This is a genomic window from Streptomyces sp. BBFR25, assembly GCF_044590125.1.
Taxonomy (GTDB): Bacteria; Actinomycetota; Actinomycetes; order Streptomycetales; family Streptomycetaceae; genus Streptomyces; species Streptomyces canus_D.
Genome location: NZ_CP172447.1, coordinates 210143 through 229456, shown reverse-complemented (window position 1 = coordinate 229456; position 19314 = coordinate 210143). Strand labels below are relative to the sequence as shown.

Here is a 19314-nt window from a genome sequence, read left to right as displayed (position 1 = left end):
CTACCGCCCCGGCCCCCGCTTGTGAGGACACACCATGCCAGTCCACTACGACGACGCGCACATCCGAGAACTCGGCCAACTGTGGATCTCCACCGGCGAGATGCTGCAGGAAGCCGTCGGGGTCATGGACGGCGCCGTGAGTTCCATGGCCGGAGGCTGGACGGGCAAGGCGGGCCAGGCGGCGGAACTCGTCTGGAACGGCGTCGCCGACCACAACATCCGGCACGCGCTGCTGGAGGCGGGCACGGTGGCCGTCGAGATCGGGCAGGCGATCATCAACTACGCCGACGAGTTGCAGAAGGCCATCGACGAGATCAACCGCGCCGCCCTCATCGGAGCGCTGACCACGATCTTCGGCATGGTCCTCGGCGTCGCCTCGTTCGGCATCGGCGCCGTCCTGGCGCGGCTGACCTCGCTCGTGGGCCAACTGGTGCAGAGCATCGCCTCCAGCATCTCCCGGATCGCCGCCGCGGCCGCGAACGTCGGGCGGGCGGCGGCGTTCACCGCGGACTCGGTGCTCAACGCGGGCGTGACCCTCGGCACCGACCTGTTCGCAGGGTTGCTGGGCTCCAAAGCGGGGCACGGGCCCATGCACATCGACTGGGAGTCCGAGGGCGTCAACATGGGCCTGGGCGTGTGGACGGGCTGGGGGATGGGCGGCGTCGACATCCTCAAGGGCCCGAACACCGCCGCGGGCGGCAAGGGCCTGCCGAACATCGCCACCCCCGGCCCCGCCCCCAGCCCCAGCAAGGCGTCCAGCCTCTCCGTGCCGCACGCGGGCAACAACATCCCCAACGTCGGGCTGCCGCACGTGGGAGACCTCGCCCCCTTCCCGAACTCGGTCGTCCAGACCAACCACGCACCGCCCACCGATGCCGGCGCCACCAACCCCGTGACCGCCGCGCCCGGACCGAACGCCGGGGCTCCGGGCAGCGCCACCCCGCTGCCGGGCACCGTGCGCCCCGGGCAGGAGCGGCCGGGCGCGCAGACACCCGGCACGGTCCGGCCGGACTCCCCGGCGCCCCACCCCCTCCCCACCTCCTCCGCGGGCCGGACCGAGGGCGGCGGACAGCGGCCCCACACCGTCCGGCCCGGTCAGGTCCACCCCGAGGGGACGTCCCCGGCAGCGTCGGGACCGAACGCGCCGGTCACCCCGCGTCCGGGGGAGGTCCGCACCGGCGGGAGCTCACCGGCTGCCACGGTGCCGAACGCGCCGGTCGCCCCGCGGCCGGGCAACCAGGTCCCCCACACCGCAGGCAACGACATCGCCACCGGCAACGGCACACCGCCCGCCGCCGTACGCAGCAGTCCCTCCACCCCCCAGACGCCGCACGCCTTTCTGGACGGTCCGCGCAGCGCCGGCCTCCCGGACGCCCCGGCGGTCTCCCCGAGCCCGCACGGCGGCGCCGGAGCGGTGCGCGAGACCGCCCCCGCCGGCCCCGGCGGCGTGCCCCGCACGAACAGCCCCCGGGGCGAACAGAACACCGCCACCGCGACGTCACACGCCCCGGGCCCGGGGGAGACCACCCCGCGCAACACCGTCACCTCGCACGCGGGCAACCCCCGGGCACCCCTCGCCGAGGGCGCCGCGGGGACGGCGGGCGCCGGACGGGCCACGACGCCGACGCCGCACGGCACGCCCGCCGAGGGAGCCGGCGTCACCCAGCCCCCCGCCCGCGGCACCGGCACGCCCGAACCCACTCCCGTACGCCCGGGCACGCCCGCACCCGGCACCGGCGAGCGCCCCGCGCAGGGCACGCCGGTGCGGACGGCGGCGAGCGTCGAAACCCCCGCGGCCCCCGTCCGCAGGCCGGACTCGGTGTCCTCCTCGGCCGCCGAGGCTCCGGCGCCCGCCCACCACGAAGCGGCAGCGGGCACCGCGGCCCACGACGGACCCCAGGGAGCCCCGCACCGCGGCGCGCGTCCCGTCGAGCCCGCCCACGGGGCCGCCGCCGTGCCCGCCCGCGCCGACCGTGCCGCGCAGGACACGCTCGGTCCCGAGGGCCCGCACACCCCCGCTCCCGACGGCGGCGCGACGCCCGAGCAGCGGTGGCACACCTACCGGCAGGAGCAGGACGAGCGGACCCTGCCCGTCGTCGAGGCCGAGGCCCGGCTGGAGTTCCGCCGGGAGGAACTCACCGCCTCATGGAACAGGGCGTACGACATGTTCGCCGAGAACAACGTGTTCGGCGGCACGCGCATAGCCCGGGACGGGCACGAGATGCGCAACGCCCACTGGCAGTGGCGCCACGACATCACCCAGCAGTTCCGGACCGAGGTCGAGAGCACGGGACGCGTCTCCTCCGAGGCGTTCGACCGCATCGTCCACGACGCCAAGGCGAGCGCCCACAACTACATCGTGCGCGCGGACCAGAAGGAGAGGTTCGCCGCTGTCGTCAAGGAAAGGATCGACTCCTACAAGGCGAACCGGTTCGGTGACGGGGAACTGCTGCCGGACTTCCAGCACGCGCCTACGAAGTCCGTCTTCGACAAGGACCTCAACCGATTCGTCAAGGACGACAGCAAGCTGTACGGCCACCCCGACGACGGCACCACCGCGCCCGCCGACCCCTTCCGTGACCGGTCGCACGACTACAACGTACTGGAGCAGTACTACCTCACCAAGGAGGCCCAGCTCGACGGGATCCTCGACCGGTACCTGCGCCACGGGGAGACCGGCGGGGGACTGCCCGCCCGCACCGGCCGCCAGATCGACACCCTCGTGGAGGGCGTGTCCGACGACATCGGGGCCATCGCATCCCGGGAGCGGGACATCCGGACCGCGACCGGCGAGCAGTTCGACGACCTCATCCGGTGGAACTCGCGGGGCCGCGACGCGCTGTCCGAGGACTTCGTGGCCAAGGTGCGCCAGGACTTCGAGCACGACCTGCGCACCGACCACGACCTCGTCTTCCGCCACGGCGACGGAGACGGACCCCGCGCTCTGTGGGACCTGAGGACGAGCCGGGCGATCGACGAACTCCCCGGCCGCATCGCCAAGGAGCACTTCGTCCGGGCCCGGTTGGCCGAGGAGACCGCCTTCGCGCAGAACCACCTTGCCCAGTTGGGCGAGGACTTCCTCGGCCGCTTCGGCGAGGGCGGCCGCGAGCGCGTGGTCGCCGAGTACCTCGACGCCGTACGGGCCACCGCCCAGCGGCACTTCGACGAGCGGCTGGACAGTCCGGCGAAGGCAGGGGAGACCGCCGCCGAGTGGTCCGGCGCCCGCGACGACCTGCGTACGTCCCTGCCCGAACGCATCCGGCACGAGGGCGACCTCCAGGCCGTCGTCGGCGAAGCCGCACACGCCTTCCACGAAATCGCGGGCCACCCCGGCAGCACCGAGGCCTTCCCCCTGCACGAGGACACCCTCAGCAGACTCGGCAACGACTTCCGCACGGAGCGCGTCACCCGGTACGACGAACTGTTCGCCCCCGAGGGACACCGGACCTCGGCCTGGCTGTCGCACGAGTCGCGCGGCGAGGACGGCTTCCAGGCCCGCCTCGACGACTTGCGTGACGGCGACTTCGTGCCCGAGTTGCGGAGCTGGTCCTACCCGGCCTTCCGGGACTGGCGCGCGGATCGGGTCCCGTCCGCCGAGGGGCACCCGGCCGCCCGCCCGGACACCCCGGACCGGCCCGTCTCCGGGGACGGCGACGCGGCCCCCGGGCACCGGACATCCGCCCCCGCACACGACGCGACCTCCGACGCACCGGTCCCCTCGCCCTCGCGGACACCGGCGCCCCCGCGGACGGACCCCACCGCTCACACGCAGGCGTCCGCGCAGCCGAAGCCAGAAGCACCCGCACCCGTACGCACGCAGGTGACCCTGGACCGGGACGCGGCCGGCACGCCCGGGACCGCGGTCCGCACACCCGAGGCGAGCGCCCACGGCTCGGAGCAGCAGCACCGAGCGCAGCAGCCGGCGCAGGGACTTCGCCAGGACGACGCACAGACCCTCGACCTGCCCGCCGAGGTGGGCCGCATCGTCCGGGAGTCCTCGGAGTTCACCGGCGCCCGGGCCCAGGCGGAGCACGCCCACCAGCGGCTGCTGGAGCAGCGTCCCGACGTCGTGAAGCTCCCCGCCAGGACGCAGGCGACGTTGGTCGCCGACGAGATGCTGCGCTCCCAGGAGCAGATGCGGAAGGCCGCGAGCCGCACGCTGCTGCGGTACACGGACCGTTATCCCGACAACCAGCGGATCCACCAGGTGCACCAGGAGCTGTTCGAGCAGTTCGGCACCGAGTTCCAGGACCTCACGCCCGCCCAGCGGGCGGACCTCGTCGTCGCACGGACCCTGGACGAGAACTTCGGCAGGCCGGCGGCGGCCCCGTACCACCCTGTCCCGTCCGTCGACCCGGCCGAGGCGGCGGAGACCATCCGGGGCGTCCTGGCAGAACGCGGCATCGAGGACCTCCCGGCCGACCGGATCGACCGCGCTCACGAGGACCTGCTGAACGTCGGCATCCTCACCCCGCAGTCGACACTCGCCGAACGCGTCGCGGTCGTGGCGGACTTCGTGACCGAGAGCGAGCGGCTGACCGACGCGGTCAACGACGAGCTGGGTGCGAGGGCCGGCCGGCCGGTGTCCTACGAGGAGGTCGGCGACGCGGCGTGGCAGCTGTCGTCGGAGACCGGCGAGGCGTTCACGTCCCTGTCGGTCCCCGCGCAGGTGGAGGCCATCGCCGACCACATCCTGGGGACGCACCGGCAGGACCGGGCCGAGACCACGGCAGCGCGCACGGTGGACAAGGGCAAAGCCGTGGACCGCGGCCGGGACCCCGACCCGCAGGAGCGCACCGAGGGGTCGGAGGACGGCTTCGACCAGGAACGGGCCCTTCGCGAACTGCAGGCCCAGGACCCTCTGCTGCGCGACCTGACCCCGGGCGAACTGCGTGACGCGTTCCGCATCCAGGAGCACACCGATCCCGCCGTCGCCGGCGCGGAGCGGCTCACCCGTCTGCACCACCTGGGCCGGATCGGCCGCGAGCTGCACCTGCACGGTGCCGAAGCCGCCTGGGACCTGGCCGGACGGCTGTCCGAACACGGAGACCGAACGGGTCTGTTCGGCGGCAGCTCCGAGCAGGCGGCGACCTCGACCGCCGGTCGGTCCGCAGATCCTTCGGGCGCCACGCAGACCACTGAGCAGGCGCACTTCGCACATCCGGAGGCGCACCTGAGCGCCGACCCCAAGTCGTTCCTCGGAACGCACGTACTGTCCCTGGACATGAAGACCGGTCTCGAGACCCATGCGCCGGGTCTGGGACCGAAGGACCTGGACGACTTCATCAACGCCCTGTCGATTCTGCCGGGTCACGCGGGGCACCTGTCCGAGCACCGCTTCGTCCTGTCGCAGCGGGGCGTGGACACCGCGGGGAAGGCGGTGTTCGCGCTGGCCCCGGCGGTCGAGTGGTACGTCGGGCACTACGGCGCCGACCGCTTCTCCCTCAGCGAGGACACGGTCCTGCCCGCCCCGAGGCCCGAGGGCGAGTACGTGAACGCCGTCTTCGTGCCCTACCTGACGCGCGGCTCGGAGGACTACGCGGACAACGTCGGTCACGCGGACGTGCTGGCGCATCCCGGCCTGTCGGACCCCCGCCTGGTGCTGACGCCGACGATGAACGGCTGCGCCTACGCCGTCACGCCCTCGGCGCGGGCGGGCCGGATCACGGTGTGGCACTACCAGTCGCCGGACACCAAGATGCCGGCCCCGGTGGTGTTCCGCAGGGAGCAGCGGCCGACGGACTGGTACGGCGCGGGCGAGTACTTCGGCGGCGTCGCGGAAGGACAGCTCTTCGAGGTCGCCAACGTGATGGCGTACGGCAGGGACGGCTGGGAGTTCGTCAGCCAGGAGACCCACACGGGGGCGACGGACACCACGACGACCCTGGCCCGCGTCCGCAGCCGCGCGGTGCACACCGAACCGGGCCACGAGCTGACGTACACGAAGACCGCCTACCAGAGCCTGGTCCACAGCGAACTGCACGACTGGGACCTGCCGCAGGCGTTGCGCAACATCGAGGGCGTGCGGCCCCAGGGCCCGGACACCGGGATGCTGCGCGCACTGCACGACCGTATCGCCGCGCACATCCAGGGCGAGATCGACCTGCTCGGCACGCCCACGACGTTCGACGCACTGCGTGGCCTCGCGGACACGTTCTCGAACGGGCGGGCCGCGCTGAGGACCGACCTGGAGGAGCAGGTCGCGCGGGCCGCCGCGGAGGCCGCCTCGTGGGCCACCACGGAGAAGACCAAGGCGGCTGTCACGGCGCGGCGCGACCACGCCGAGCGGATGGTCGACCAGTTCGTCAATCGGCCGGGCCAGGACTGGATCGAACAGTTGCGCAGCGAGTTGGCCCCGGAGAACCCGCGGACGACGGCCGCGTCGTACCAGCGCAAGGCGCGCACCGAGCTGCACAGCGTCCTGTCCACGGTGAACATCGAGATCAACCGCGCCCTGGGCGCCAAGCCGAAGGGCGCGGTGGCGAAGACCGTCTCCGACCTCGCGACCTCGGTGCGCGGGCAGATCAGGCGCGAGATCGTCCGGCTGGGCCGGGCGCAGGACTTCACCGCCCTGTGGGTTCTGGCCGACCGGTTCGCGGCGGAGCGCGGCGACCTGCGCATCACCGGAGAGGCGGAATACCACGCCAGGACTCGCCTGGAGAAGGACCGCAAGCAGGTGGAGAGGTTCCTCCCGCTGGTCCGGAGCATCCTCGACGCTCTGGTTACCCCCCGGCTGGAAGACTGGATCAAGGGCTTGCGTGAGGAGAGCGCAGCCGTGACCGGCGCCAGCGCCTGGCAACGGCTGCCGCACGACGAGCGGACGGAACTGGGCAGGCAGGTGCAGAGCCGGCTGCCCCGGGGCGTCAGGGAGGACCCGTTCTTCGACCTCCGGGTCCAAGACGCCTACGACGGACTGGACGACGCCGTACGCAACGGGCCGCCGGCCGACCGGGCGGAGCGGATCGCCGACTCCCTCTACGGAGGGCCCCGGAACCCCGACGTGGACGATCTCTTCGTCCACTCGGTCAACGACCTGCTCACCGGCATGGGCCGGGAAAGGGTGTCGCCCTGGCGGGTGCACCAGACCCACCGGAGCCTGGAATCCTCGCGTGGAACGGCCTTCTCGCGGGGCAACAGCGTCTTCCGCGCGGAAGCGGTCGCCACCCGTCTCGCGGGCCTGCCCCCCACCGCTCGCCCGGGAGGGGCACGCGACGACTTCGAGCAGCGGCCCCCGCGGACGCGGGCGGACGACACCACGGCCGTCGGCAAGGGCAAGGGCGTCGCACACGACCAGGTGGACGAGGACCCGGAGTTCGTCCAGGGCTCGGCGAGTTCGGGCCGCGTACTGGAGCCCGACCGGGAAGCGGTGACCCTCGACCAGGCCCTGCGGGAGGCCTACGAGGACGAGCCCCTGCTGCACGGACTGCCGCTGGACGCGACGCGCGAGGCCTTCCACATCCGGCAGTCCGAAGGATCCTGGCTCCCCGGGATGAGGCACGGGGAGCGACTTCGGGAGCTGGCCGACATCGGCTGGGAGTTGCGCCGCAACGGTCCCGAAGCCGCCCGGGCACTGGCCGCCCGGCTGGCCCGGGACGACCGCCGGGTCGACACGGACCGGCGGGCCCCGGTGTCGCAGCAGCCCCCGCAGGCCGCCGTCCCGACGGTCACCGAGGAAGTCCATGTCCCGGTCACCGTGTGGAGGTACGACCGTACGGCCTTGCCGCACACCCACACCGGGCAGCGGGGCGACGGCCTGTGGCGGGACGTCCGCAATCCGTCCCGCACCGCCACCTCGGAGCAACTGGGGCTCGGGCCCGGCCACCGGGAGCACGGCGACCAGTTCGACGAGGTGACGGACCGCGCCTACGGCAGCGGAAACGTCAAGATCTCGACGCTCGGCGAGATCACGGCGCCCGACCGCTGGGCCAACACGGTGCGCCGGGTGCTGCCCGACACCAAGCGGCGGGTCGAACTGGCCCTGCGGGAGCTGCGCGCCGCCGCCGACGCTCCTCAGGGGGCGCTGCTCGACGCGCTGACGAGCAGCTTCCCGCTGTTCCAGCGGGCGACCCCGCAGGAGGCCGCCCCCTTCCTCGCCCACCTCACTCAGGTGCTGGAGCGGGTGGGCGCCGGACTCGACTCCGGCACGGCGGCCGTCACCCTGGTGGGCAGGACCTCGTACCACCTGGCCGCGGCACTGGCGGAGAAGGCCGGCGCGGTGGGCTGGGTCGACCCCGTCGCCCGGGATGTGACCGGCCGTCTCCTGGACCCCCACCGGATGAAGCGCGACGAGATCGCACCAGTCTTCACACGCAAGGGCCCCATCCACCTCACCAAGGCGAACGACAAGGACTGGGACCTGGCGTGGACCCTGGTCCACGAGGCCACGCACCGGTACGCCGGAACGGACGACTACCAGTACAGCAGCTACGAGATGGAGCGGGTCGAGGACGCTCTCGGCACCCCGAGGCTGGAGAACCGGCAGGCCCGCGATCCGATGACCTACACCGGGTCGGACGAGGCGGTCCTCCCGGCGAAGCAGCACAACTGGTACGCCATGGGCAGACGTTCGCTGATGAACGCCGACTCCTTCGCGCAGTTCGTCATGACCCTCACCGGGGAGCGGCACGCCGGACTCGGCCGGTGGTACGCCGGACCGGGCGTCTCCCGCGTGCTGGGTCTGGACGGGGACCTGACCCACAGGGTCAACCGGCGGCTGACGCGGCTCGGGCACGAGCCCGTCGACGCCGAGCGGGCCATCGAGGCATACCGGGAGCTGGGATCGGTCGAGGACACCTTCGCGCACCTGGACTTCCGGGCGCGGGTGGAGAGGACCGCGCGGCACATCGCGGGACTGGGGGGCGACCTCACGCCAGGTGGTGCCAAGACGAACGGGCCCGGCGCGGCGGCGGGGCAGGAGGCGCCCGTCCACGCACCCGAGCGGGCGGCGTCGTTCCTGCCGACCACCGAGGGCGTCCCCGGTCACCCCCTGCGCCACGGCATCGCCGCCGATGTCACCACCGCGGCTGGGGCCCCCGAACGCCTGCTCGGCACCGCTCCGTTGGAGACCGTCCCCGAGGGGGAGGAGACTCCGGGAGCTGTCCACGAGACCCCCACGGCCACGACCCGGCCCGCGACGATCGGCGTGGACCTGGAAGAACGCCGGCCGCCGCGACTCGACCGCGAGCTGCCGCCCGCGCCGACGACCACGGGGCCGGTGAAGTTCAGCGACGGCACCCGGCTGCCCGTTCAGATGGCCGAGGGTGTCGGCACCCGGCTGACCCAACTGCCGCCGGACGTCGTACGCCGCTCGTTCGCCTTCGGCCAGAGCAACCCCCGACTGCGCGGCATCGACCAGGTCGTGGGCGAGCTGGGCCGGGAGCTGGCGACCCGGGAGAGCACCCGTCCCGCGCTGCCCAGGGGACAGAAGCAGGGCACCCCCGTCCTGTTGGAGCAGGTGAGCCGCGCCCTGCGGGACGACACACGTGGATTCTTCGGCGACGGCAAGACGTTCGGCTACCGGACGGCGAACGGGAGGACCCGCGTCCTGCGGATCACCGCCCGGGCCTACGGCAGCTGGGAACGGTTCACCTTCGGCTACGCGAACCCGGTCAAGAACGACGTGATGCGCCGGTCGACCACGACCGGTGGACAGGTCAAGGCCAACGGCACCTCCTTCGGTCTGTCCCCGAGCGTGCCCCTCGGCCCCCTCAAGTCGTTCCTGTCACCGTGGGCCCGGCTGCACGCGCAGGTCAACTTCGGCAAGCAGGTGAAGTACAACCAGCAGCGCCAGGTGATCAACCAGACCGAATCCCGCGCCACGGACGCATCGCACCTCCATGTCGACGACGTCTGGTACGAGTTCTCGGTCCACGACCGGCGCGGCCGGCCCGTCGACCTGAACGGCAGGGCGATCACCGACGGCGACACGGACCGGCAGGCGGCCGGGTTCGGCTTCGCCGTGCGCGACGGCCTCACGGTGCGCATCCCCGACTCGTCGACCAGCGGCGCACCGGCCGCGGGCCGGCTGCCGGAACGCCTGACCATGACGGGCGACGTCCGCTACCGGCTGGTGAGCACCGAGGACTTCGGTCCGGTGGGCCACATCCACGACTGGGTGGCCGAGCAGGCCGGTGTGGGACCTGACACCGTGGCCGCGGAACAGATCGGCGCGTTCTTCTCCACCAGCGGCTTCCACGCGATGTCCCGCGTACTGAACTCCGGCCCCGTGTTCACCCCGCCGCTCCTCGGCGGCACGCACGGCGCCGACCCGCTCGGCGTGTTCTCGGTGCGGGTCGAGTCCGGCGAAGCGGTCCTGATCAGCGAGACGAAGGCGGCGGAGCTGCGCGACATCGCGCAGAGCACCTCGCGCAACGAACGGCAGGTCGGCAAGGCGCGGACCGTCGACGTCGGCGCCGTGCTCGGCCCCGCCTTCCAGTTGTTCGACCTGGACGGTGGCGCGCTCAACCTGCGGGCGCAGGCGGGACTGACCGCCCGCTACGCCGCCGCGCGCAACCGCGGCACCGTCTCGGGCGGGACCGCCGCCGTGAAGATCGCCGGGCAGGCCAAGACCACCGACACCGGCCTGTACCTGGTGCACAAGAAGGTCACGGTGACCGCGCCGCCCAACAAGCAGGCCGCGCCGCTCAGGTCCGGGCCGGCTGAGGGGGACCGTCCCGGCAGGCTGCGCAAGCACTCGCCGCGGAAGTGGAGCGAGGAACCGGCCACCCGGGTCTTCGACACCTACGCCATTGAACGGATCACCCGCACCGAGGCCCGGCGGCTGGCAGGGCTGGACAGGACACCCGGGCGGACGACGCCGGAACCGCGGGCGCCGCGCTATCTGACGGAGAACGATCCGACGACGCTCGGCATGAGCCGGGTCGAGGAGTTCACGTTCACCGACGGAACCGTCAGCAAGGTCGTCGGCGGCAGGACGGTGACGTTCCCCGAACACTTCGCCGACGCCGTGCTCAAGGAGGTCGGCAGGGCCTATCCGGACCTGGTCGCCCCCCTGCGCGAGCTGAACCCGGACAACCCCCGCTGGCGCGGCGCCGACCACTTCAAGACGGTGCTGAACAACACCCTGGAGATCTACCACCAGCTCGCCCACCACAGCCTGGCGACGAACGTCGAGACGATGATGACCACCGGGCTCCGCATCGACCTGGTGGAGTCGGCCACGCTCTCCCGCGGCCACCGCTACGTGTGGATCGACGCCAAGCTGACCGGACGGCGCTACGAGGGGGACCAGCAGGATCTGCGGGTGCGACTCAGCGCTCCCGACACCGAGGTCGTCGGCGGCCAGCGCAGCGGTTCCCGCGGCGGCCAGGTGGGAGTGGAGGGCATGCTCTCGCTGAGCGACACCACCCCCAGCGACCTGGGTGGCGTACTCCAGACCGGCACCCTCACGGCAGGCGTCCGTGCGGGTGGGCGCACCGACTCCGAGAGCGGCTACGGCATGTCCGCGGCCAACGAGCAGATGTCGTACAACACCGGCGGCTCCCGCCTCTACAGTTACGCCCTGCGCCTCGAAGCCAAGCGCGGCGGTTACTCCCGTCCCCGCCGGTGGATGCGGGGCCTGGTGCTCCTGAACGTGCTGGGCACCCAGCCGTTCGTGTTCGGCGAGCCGGAGAGCCCCCTGTTCACCCCCCGGCCGGGCACGGAGGAGGCGGCGGGGCTGGGGAGGGTGCTGCTGAGCGTCCCGGTCGAGCACGCCCCGGCCGCCACCACCACACGGACCGAGTCCGGCCCGCGGACGCAGGACGTCTCGGAGACGGCGTCGGAGATGACCCGGCAGGAGGCCCTCGACCTGGCGTTGGGGACGGGCAAGGCGCTGGAGGACGCGGCAGGCCGGGAGGCCTCCGCGCTGGCATCGCACCCGCACCAGACGGTCTCCGTCACGTCCGGCCCCGAGATGACGCGGGCACTGGAGACGACGCTCGACAAGGCCACCGGGCGTTCCTGGACGGCCGGCCGGAAGGGCGCCCCGGTCCACGACGCGGCGATCCAGCTCACCGACAGCAAGACGCTGCGGGCCAACCACGACCAGGCCTCCACCCCCATGGGCTGGCGGGCACCGGAGCTGTGGGCGGCGGCACCGTACCTGAACCGTTCGACGTGGCTCGCCCACCGCACGACCGTCCTGCCGGGCCTGACCGCACTGACCCGGGCGGAGACCATCAACTCCGACTCCGTCGTCGGCGGCACCCTTCAGGCGTCCGGCCGCAGCGCCCGCACCACCACCCTGTTCTTCGGCGGCCAGGTGGGCTTCCGCAGGACCCACGACGCGGGAACGGGCGTCACCGGCAACTACGGCCTGGTCCTCAGCCCCTACCGGCGGGACCTGTCCGAGTCGGTCACGGTGCAGCGCTCCGCGGTGTCGGAGGTCACCCGCAGGGACAGCGGGCGCCACGCCCTGGTGGCCGCCTCGCTTCTGCACGAGTTCGCTGCCGCCTCCGACCGGCTGGGGACCTGGGCGCACCGCGTCCCCCACCTGCCGACGTCCCTTGCCTCGGCCGCGGGGAGCAGGGTCGTGGTTCCCGACGGCCTCCTGGTGCACGTCCCCGAGAAGAACGCCCACCGGCTCGGGGCCCTCAAGGACGCCTTCGGCGACGTACCCCTGTACAAGCAGCGTTCATGGTCGCCCTTCCCCTGGCTGCGCGGGGCGTTCGGCGGCTGGCCGGTCAACCCGCTCAACACGGCCGCGGCACTGAAGCGGTTCGAGGAGCAACTGGCGCCCCTGGGGCTCACCACACAGGACCGGGAGCAACTGCGCCGGCTCGTCTCCGGTCGCGTGATGCGGGCCGTCGGCAAGGAGATGAGCGGCGGTGCCGGCGCCTCCGTGCCCGCCCGCATCGGCCGCTGGGGGGCGGAGTGGGCCGAGACCTGGGTCGGCCACCGCCAAGTGAGGCTGCGGGCCCAGCTCGTACCCGTGCGTGCCACCCCGGACGGCTTCGGCGGCCTGGGCCACAGCGTGGAGCTGGAAGAGGCCCGCCACGCCGTGGAGTCCGTCCAGCGCGCCGAGGGGCGCAGCACGGGCCGGATGATCGGCATCGCCGTGACCGAGGGCGCCCACACCGGTGACACCGCGGTCCCGATGGCGGGACCCACGTACACGCAGACGGGCTCCTCGACGCAGACCCGGGCGCAGACGTGGAGCGAGGGCACCGTCGACATCTCGACGGTCGCGATCTCGCAGGCCCACGGCGAGTACGCCACGCAGTACGAGCTGAGGCTCGACCTGGAGATCACGGACTCCGCACCCGTCACCCCGGCACCGGCGCGGCGCGGCGGCGCGGAGCGGGCGCTGGACGCGGCCGGCGACTGGTGGCGCACGTGGACGGGGCGGCGCAAGCACAGCATCTCCGTCCAGCAGAACGTCGGACGGCTCGTCGAACACCTGCCGATGAGCCTGATGCGCCCCGATCCGCAGCCCACCGACGGGCAGGCCGCCGGAGTGGCGTCGGCCGACCGCCCCGATCCGCTGGCGCCGCCGGAGCTGGACGGGCACGCACAACCGCACCGGGCCGAGCTGCCGCGGGCGTTCGGCGCGGGCGGCTGGCACGAGGTCGCGCACCCGGGGCGCGGCCCGCGGACCAAGCCGTTCGAGATGCCCGAGCAGGGCTTCTCCGTACGCGGCATCGTCGGACTGGAGGGGCTGCACGCCGCCAACACGCTGGCGCTGGGCGCCGCCTACGACGCGTCCCTGCCGGTGCCCGCACACGGCCCGCTCGGCCCCGACCTGCTGGCGCGGGCACAGGACACGCCTCTGACCCGGGCAGGCTCCGGACCGGCCCAGAGCCTGGAGGACGGCACGTCCAACGGCGCGCTGGCCGCGTTCTACGGGCAGACGCTGACGCCGGAGGGTTACCAGGTCGCCGGGCTCACCGACCGCGGCTTCTGGGGCGGAGCGGACGGCAGCCTCACCCTGTACTCCAAGCCGGACCTGTCCGGGGCGCGGCTGCTGACCGTCACGGACGGCGCGAAGTTCGAGCACGCCCACCGCAGCACGCACGGCGCGGGGGCGTCCGCAGACCGGGCGGGGGCGGCCGAGCACGTCCTGCACGCCGGTCCGACGACCACCTCCCCGGCGCTCGGCACCAACCAGATCGGCAGCGGGTCGGGGGCGCAGGGGCTCGACTCGGCCGCCTCGGGCCAGACCGGCGAGCAGCTCGCGTCGGTGAACATCAAGCCGGACAAGGCCCGCACGTTCCTGTTCGCCATCCCCACCACGTGGCTGTCCGTCGCCCACGTGCGGCACCACGTCAAGGACAGCACCCCGGCCCGGTTCGTCCGCAGCGCCTTCGGCAACCCGCAACGGCTACCGCTGGCGGTGGAGACCGGGGCCACGGTGCTCGCCTGGGTGCGCGAGGACGTCGCCCGGCAGCTCGGCCTGATCGACGGCACCCTCTTCCCGGCCGAGGTGTCTGCGTCCTGGGACGCGGTGGCCGACGCGGAGAAGGCCTGGACCACCGCCGACGAGAACTACTGGAACCTGCGCCGCGGCGACGGCTTCGAGCGGGAGACCGCACTGACCGCCGCCGAACGCACGGTGTCCGAACTCAACGGCGGCGAGCCGCTGCCCGCGCTGTCCGTCGAGGACGCCCGCGCGGCCCTCGACGCCCTGGAACGGCAGGACACGGTCGCCGAACCCGACCACGACGGCTGGGCCGAGGTGCGCGACGAGCGGATCGAGCTGGCCCGGGCGCAGGTGGAGCGGGCGGTGGCGGAGCAGCGGCTGAACGAGGTGAAGGAGGACTTGGCGGCGCTCCGGGCCCACGCCGACGGTCTGGCGATCATCTACGCCGAGGTGCGCGAGGCCACTGACCGCCTGACGAACTGGCACCAGCTCAGCGCCACCCCGCAGGGGCGCATCCAGCTCGCGGACACCCCGGCGCCGCCCCGGGCCGTCTTCACGGAACCCGCAGCCCCCGAACCGGCGAGCCGCAAGCTCCCTGCAACCAAGGCGCAGGCCCCGAACGCGCAGCCCCCGAACGCGGCGGCTGTGAGGGGGGAGCCGTCCACGGTGGCGACAACCGCCGGACAGGAAGACGAGACACGGCCCGCGTACTCCGACGCACCCTGGCAGCGAGGGCAGGGCCGCGAAGACTCCGTACAACACCGGTATTTCGACGCCGCGTCCGATCATCGCCGCATCACGGCCACCGAGCCCGACGGCCGCCGCGTGCTCTTCGACCTGCACCGGCCCGAGGGCGACGGCAACGGGTTCTACGCGGCGGTCCTCGCAGCCAGGGGAAGCCGGACCGTTGACCCCGCGCGCCTGGCCGCACAGGTCGCGCGCAGTTCGCACATCCCGGACGGTCTCGGCCTCGACCCGCAGGCCGTCTTCCACACCAGGGAAGTGGCCGCCGCACTGGACCGGGCCTTCCGGGGCGAGCCGGGCCTGCGGGACCAGATCCGCGAGCGGATGTCGGCCGACGGCGGGCGACTGCCCAAGGCGCTGCGCTCCCGGCTCACCTCGCAGGAGACCCGGGGACTGGTCCGCCGGAACCTGCGCACGGCGCGAGGCTGGAACGCTCAGACGGCGGACGCGGCCGCCCGGGCGACCGCGCGGACCCTGGCCGTGAACCTGACCGTCGTCGAAGAGAACGGCACCCACACCACGTACCCGGGAACCGTCGACGACAATTCCGCCACCCTCCCCGAGGTAACCGTCTACCGAAGGGGCGACGCCTACCTCGCCGCGGTTCCGCGCACCACCCGGACCGCCGTAACGGAGCCCGGCGCCGGGCGGCAGACGCTCCGGCAGGTGCGCCTCGTGCGGGCCGCGGCCCTGCGCGACACGCTCGCCCGTAGCGCACCGGCCGAACGGCTGGGCGCCATGGAGGAGTTCGCCGGGGCGGCGCAAGGTCTGGCCGAGGCGTTCACCCGCGGGGCCGCCCTCCGGGAGCGGATCGACGGCGCGGGTTCGTCGGGGGACACCCGTTCCGCCGCCGCACACGCCCAGGTCCTGGACAGCGCCCTGTCCCGGTTCGACGCGGCCGAGCGCCGCATGGAGGAGGTGGGGCTGGGAGATCTCTCCGGCCGGGACGACCCCTTGCTCCCGGCACAGCTGAGCGAGCTGCCGGCCTCGCGGTTCCTCGCCCTCATGGAACGTGCCGGGCGGCTGCTGGGCTCGCCGGCCGTGGTGTTCGGTTCCGAGCGGGTCCTGCGCGAGGCTGCGGACACGTACCGCGCGGCGACCGTCGCCGTCGCGGCCGAACTGCTGCAGGGCGACGAGGCCTCGGCCCGCACCCTCGCGGCAGACCTCTCCGAACAGCTCGGCACCAGCCGCGAGAGACTTCCCGGCGGTGCGGTCACCGTCGGCGGCCATGACCTGACCAGGGACTTCTGGGAGACGGCGAGGGATCTGGAGGAGGGCCTCGAACGGGACCTGGAGCACCTGCGGGCCCAGCTCGACCTGCGGATCAAGCAGGCGAACGCCCCCAAGCAGGCGCCGTCGGTCCGTAGCCGGATCTCGGGATGGTTCGGCATGCGCTCCCGTCCCGTGGGGCCCGCCGTCGATCCGGCCGAGGAGATCGAGGAGCTCCGCGACGAGATAGCCGCGCTCCCCGCGGATGTGCTGCGCGAGCAGCGCAGGCACCTCGCCGATCTCGTCAGACACATCGAACGGAGCCTGGAGAACGAGTACCACCATGAGCTCCTCGACGAGCGGGAATGGCAGGCGCTCCGAGCCGACCGAGACCGGATCCGCAAGAGACTGTCGCGCCTGATCGTGGAGCCCACCGGGCACCGGGGCCACCACGACCTGCTGAGCAGGAGCATCGGCAGGCACCCGGACTTCGGTGCGAAGCGGCAGGACATCATGGTCGACACCTACTCCGACCTGGCCCGCGGCGTCATGGGGTGGATCGCGGCGAAGCCGAACCGGCACGCAGAGAAGGAACTCGCCCTCCGGGTCGAGTCCGAGGGACGTGTCGAACCGCTCCTGGACGTGTTGCTGACCCGCATCCACACGCACGTCCGGGGCCTTCCCGACGGGCAACGGATGCTCGCCGAGATGGAAGCAGGCTTCTCGCACGTCGACGGCACGCCACTGGGCGCCTATCTCAGACACTTCAACAGGCGGAACCTGCCAGAGGACTTGGCGCACCTGGCGACGACGGTGGGGGACCGCGGTGGCATGGCGGGCGTCCTGCGCGACCCCGCGGGGTTCGGCTTCCGCGACAAGATGATGGTCCTGCACGACCTCATGGAGTACTTCAAGGCGAGTTCCCACTACCCGCCGACGTACGGCAGCGGACTCCTGCCCGAGGACACCCTGCACGACCAGCAGGCAACGGTCGTCATCGGCGCGGACGGCCGACGCACCCACTCCTCGGCGCACCGCGCGCAGAACGTCCTCAAGGACGGCACGAAGCACCCCTCGACGCGGGACGAGCACGCTCCGTCCACGATCCTGGCGCGCACGCTGCGCATTCCGGTGTGGGCGGGACAGTCGAACACCGCCATGCGGATGTTCAACATGGCCCGATGGGCAGGCGCGTCCCGGCACGAGATCGCCGCGGAGGCGTGGGGCATCTTCGCCTTCTGGCGCCTGCACTACGACCACCGGGAGAAGCTGGCCTACCACACGCTCCACGAGACGTTGGACGTCGCCTCGAACTTCGGCGTTACCTACTCGCTGACCGACCGCGCGGCCGGGCTCGCCGACGTGAGCGTCGAAGCGGCCCTGGCGGAAATGGAGACCAAGGCCGCGGAACTGGCGATGCTGGCCGCACAGGTGGGCAGGGTCGGCGGAATCCTCTCCGGACGAGAGACGCCGGAGCGGGTCGCGCAGGCGCTGGACGAACTGGTTCCCGCCGTACGCACCATGTCCACCAGCGCCGCGGAGATCGAGCGGGGGGTGCGGTCGCTCCGGTCGCGCGCGGCCGAGCGGCTCACCGAGCCCGAGGTCCGGACCCTGATGGAGCTGCTGGACCACGAACGGACGGGCCTCGCCACGCTGTCGACCGTGGAGCAGCACGCGCCCGTCGTGACAGCCGCCCTCCAGGGCGGCTCACGCGAGCACGGCCTGGATCCGCGGGCCGAGGGCTGGGAGACCGGGCGTGGCATCACCGTCATGGCGCCGCGCTTCGGGCTGCTGGAGCGGGAGCAGGAACATGTGCTCACGGGGCCGGCAGCACACGGCGGCAAGGCAGCGGAGGAGTTCCGTTCCTTCAACCGTCCGTATCCGCACGCCTCGCGGTCGTACCAGTACGAGGTGGGCACCGCAGGCACGCTGGTGCTGCCGGACGGTTCCGTACTCACCGGTGACTGGACGCGGTTCGGAGACGACTTCCTGCACGAGCAGGGATTCGTGCTGCGGGGCGACCACGGCTGGATCGGCAGGGTACTGAACTGGGCCGAACTGCGGGCGGCGCTGCCGGCCGATCCGGCCCGGTACAGCCTGACGGCGGACGATGCACGGATGTATCTCGTCCCCGTCGGACACGTGGGCCGCGTGGTCGCCCTGCCGTTGGCCGAGGAACACGCCGCGACCGACGCGCCGTTGACCGACGGGGCCGAGCCCGCCGAGGCGGCAGCGGCGGCCGCCGAGGAGGCGGCGCTCACCGAGGAGGCGGAGAGCGTCGATCAGGCCGATCTTCTCGACTCGGAGCGGTTCCGTCAGCAGACCACGCATCCGGCGGCGTCCGGCCTCCGGTCGCTGTCGCGCGTGGCGGATCTCGACCGGTTGCTGAACGAGTACGGGCGGATCGACGCCGACGACCACGCCCTTCGCGCGCAGGCGCTCGATCGGCTGGCGGACCGAGCCCGCGCCTACGCGACCACGACGAAGGACGAGACGCGCCGCCTGGTCGTCGGCCGACTCGCCGAGCAGGCGGAGGCCCGGGCCACCCGGCACCGGCGGCAGGCCGAACAGGTGTCCCTCGACCCCATGGACACGGCGTCCACCGGGCCGCTCGGCTACCGCGAACGCATCGCGCTGGCCAAACGGACGTGGCAGGGGCCGGTGACGGAGGAGGTGGCACGACTGGAACGACTGCTGCTGGAAGCGGGTCCCGGCGCCCGCTCGCTCGTCCTGGGCGCGGTCCCCGGCGACCAGGTGTGGGCGATGAACATCATGGGCGAGATGCGCTGGTTGGAGCAGTCCACGGCTCAGGTGACCCGGGCGCCGCAGACCGCACAGGGCATCGTCGTGTCGATCGACCTCGATCCGCAGGCTCGGGTGATCAATCCGGATCCGCGGCTGTTGGCCGCCGAGGCAGGCGGCGGAGCGGCCCGCTTCTGCGAACTGGTGTTGGGCGGGAACCTGAAGCACGTCGTCTGAGGAAAGGCCCCCGGCGCGAAAAC

Annotated in this window: 1 protein-coding gene; it reads left to right on the top strand. The window is 72.9% G+C overall.

Annotation, left to right across the window (positions count from 1 at the left end):
* Positions 1 to 34 precede the first annotated feature (34 nt).
* Positions 35 to 19291 (top strand): hypothetical protein, encoded by a 19257-nt coding sequence (locus ACGH52_RS00920; RefSeq protein WP_399936785.1) that lies wholly within the window; start codon positions 35 to 37, stop codon positions 19289 to 19291.
* Positions 19292 to 19314 lie beyond the last annotated feature (23 nt).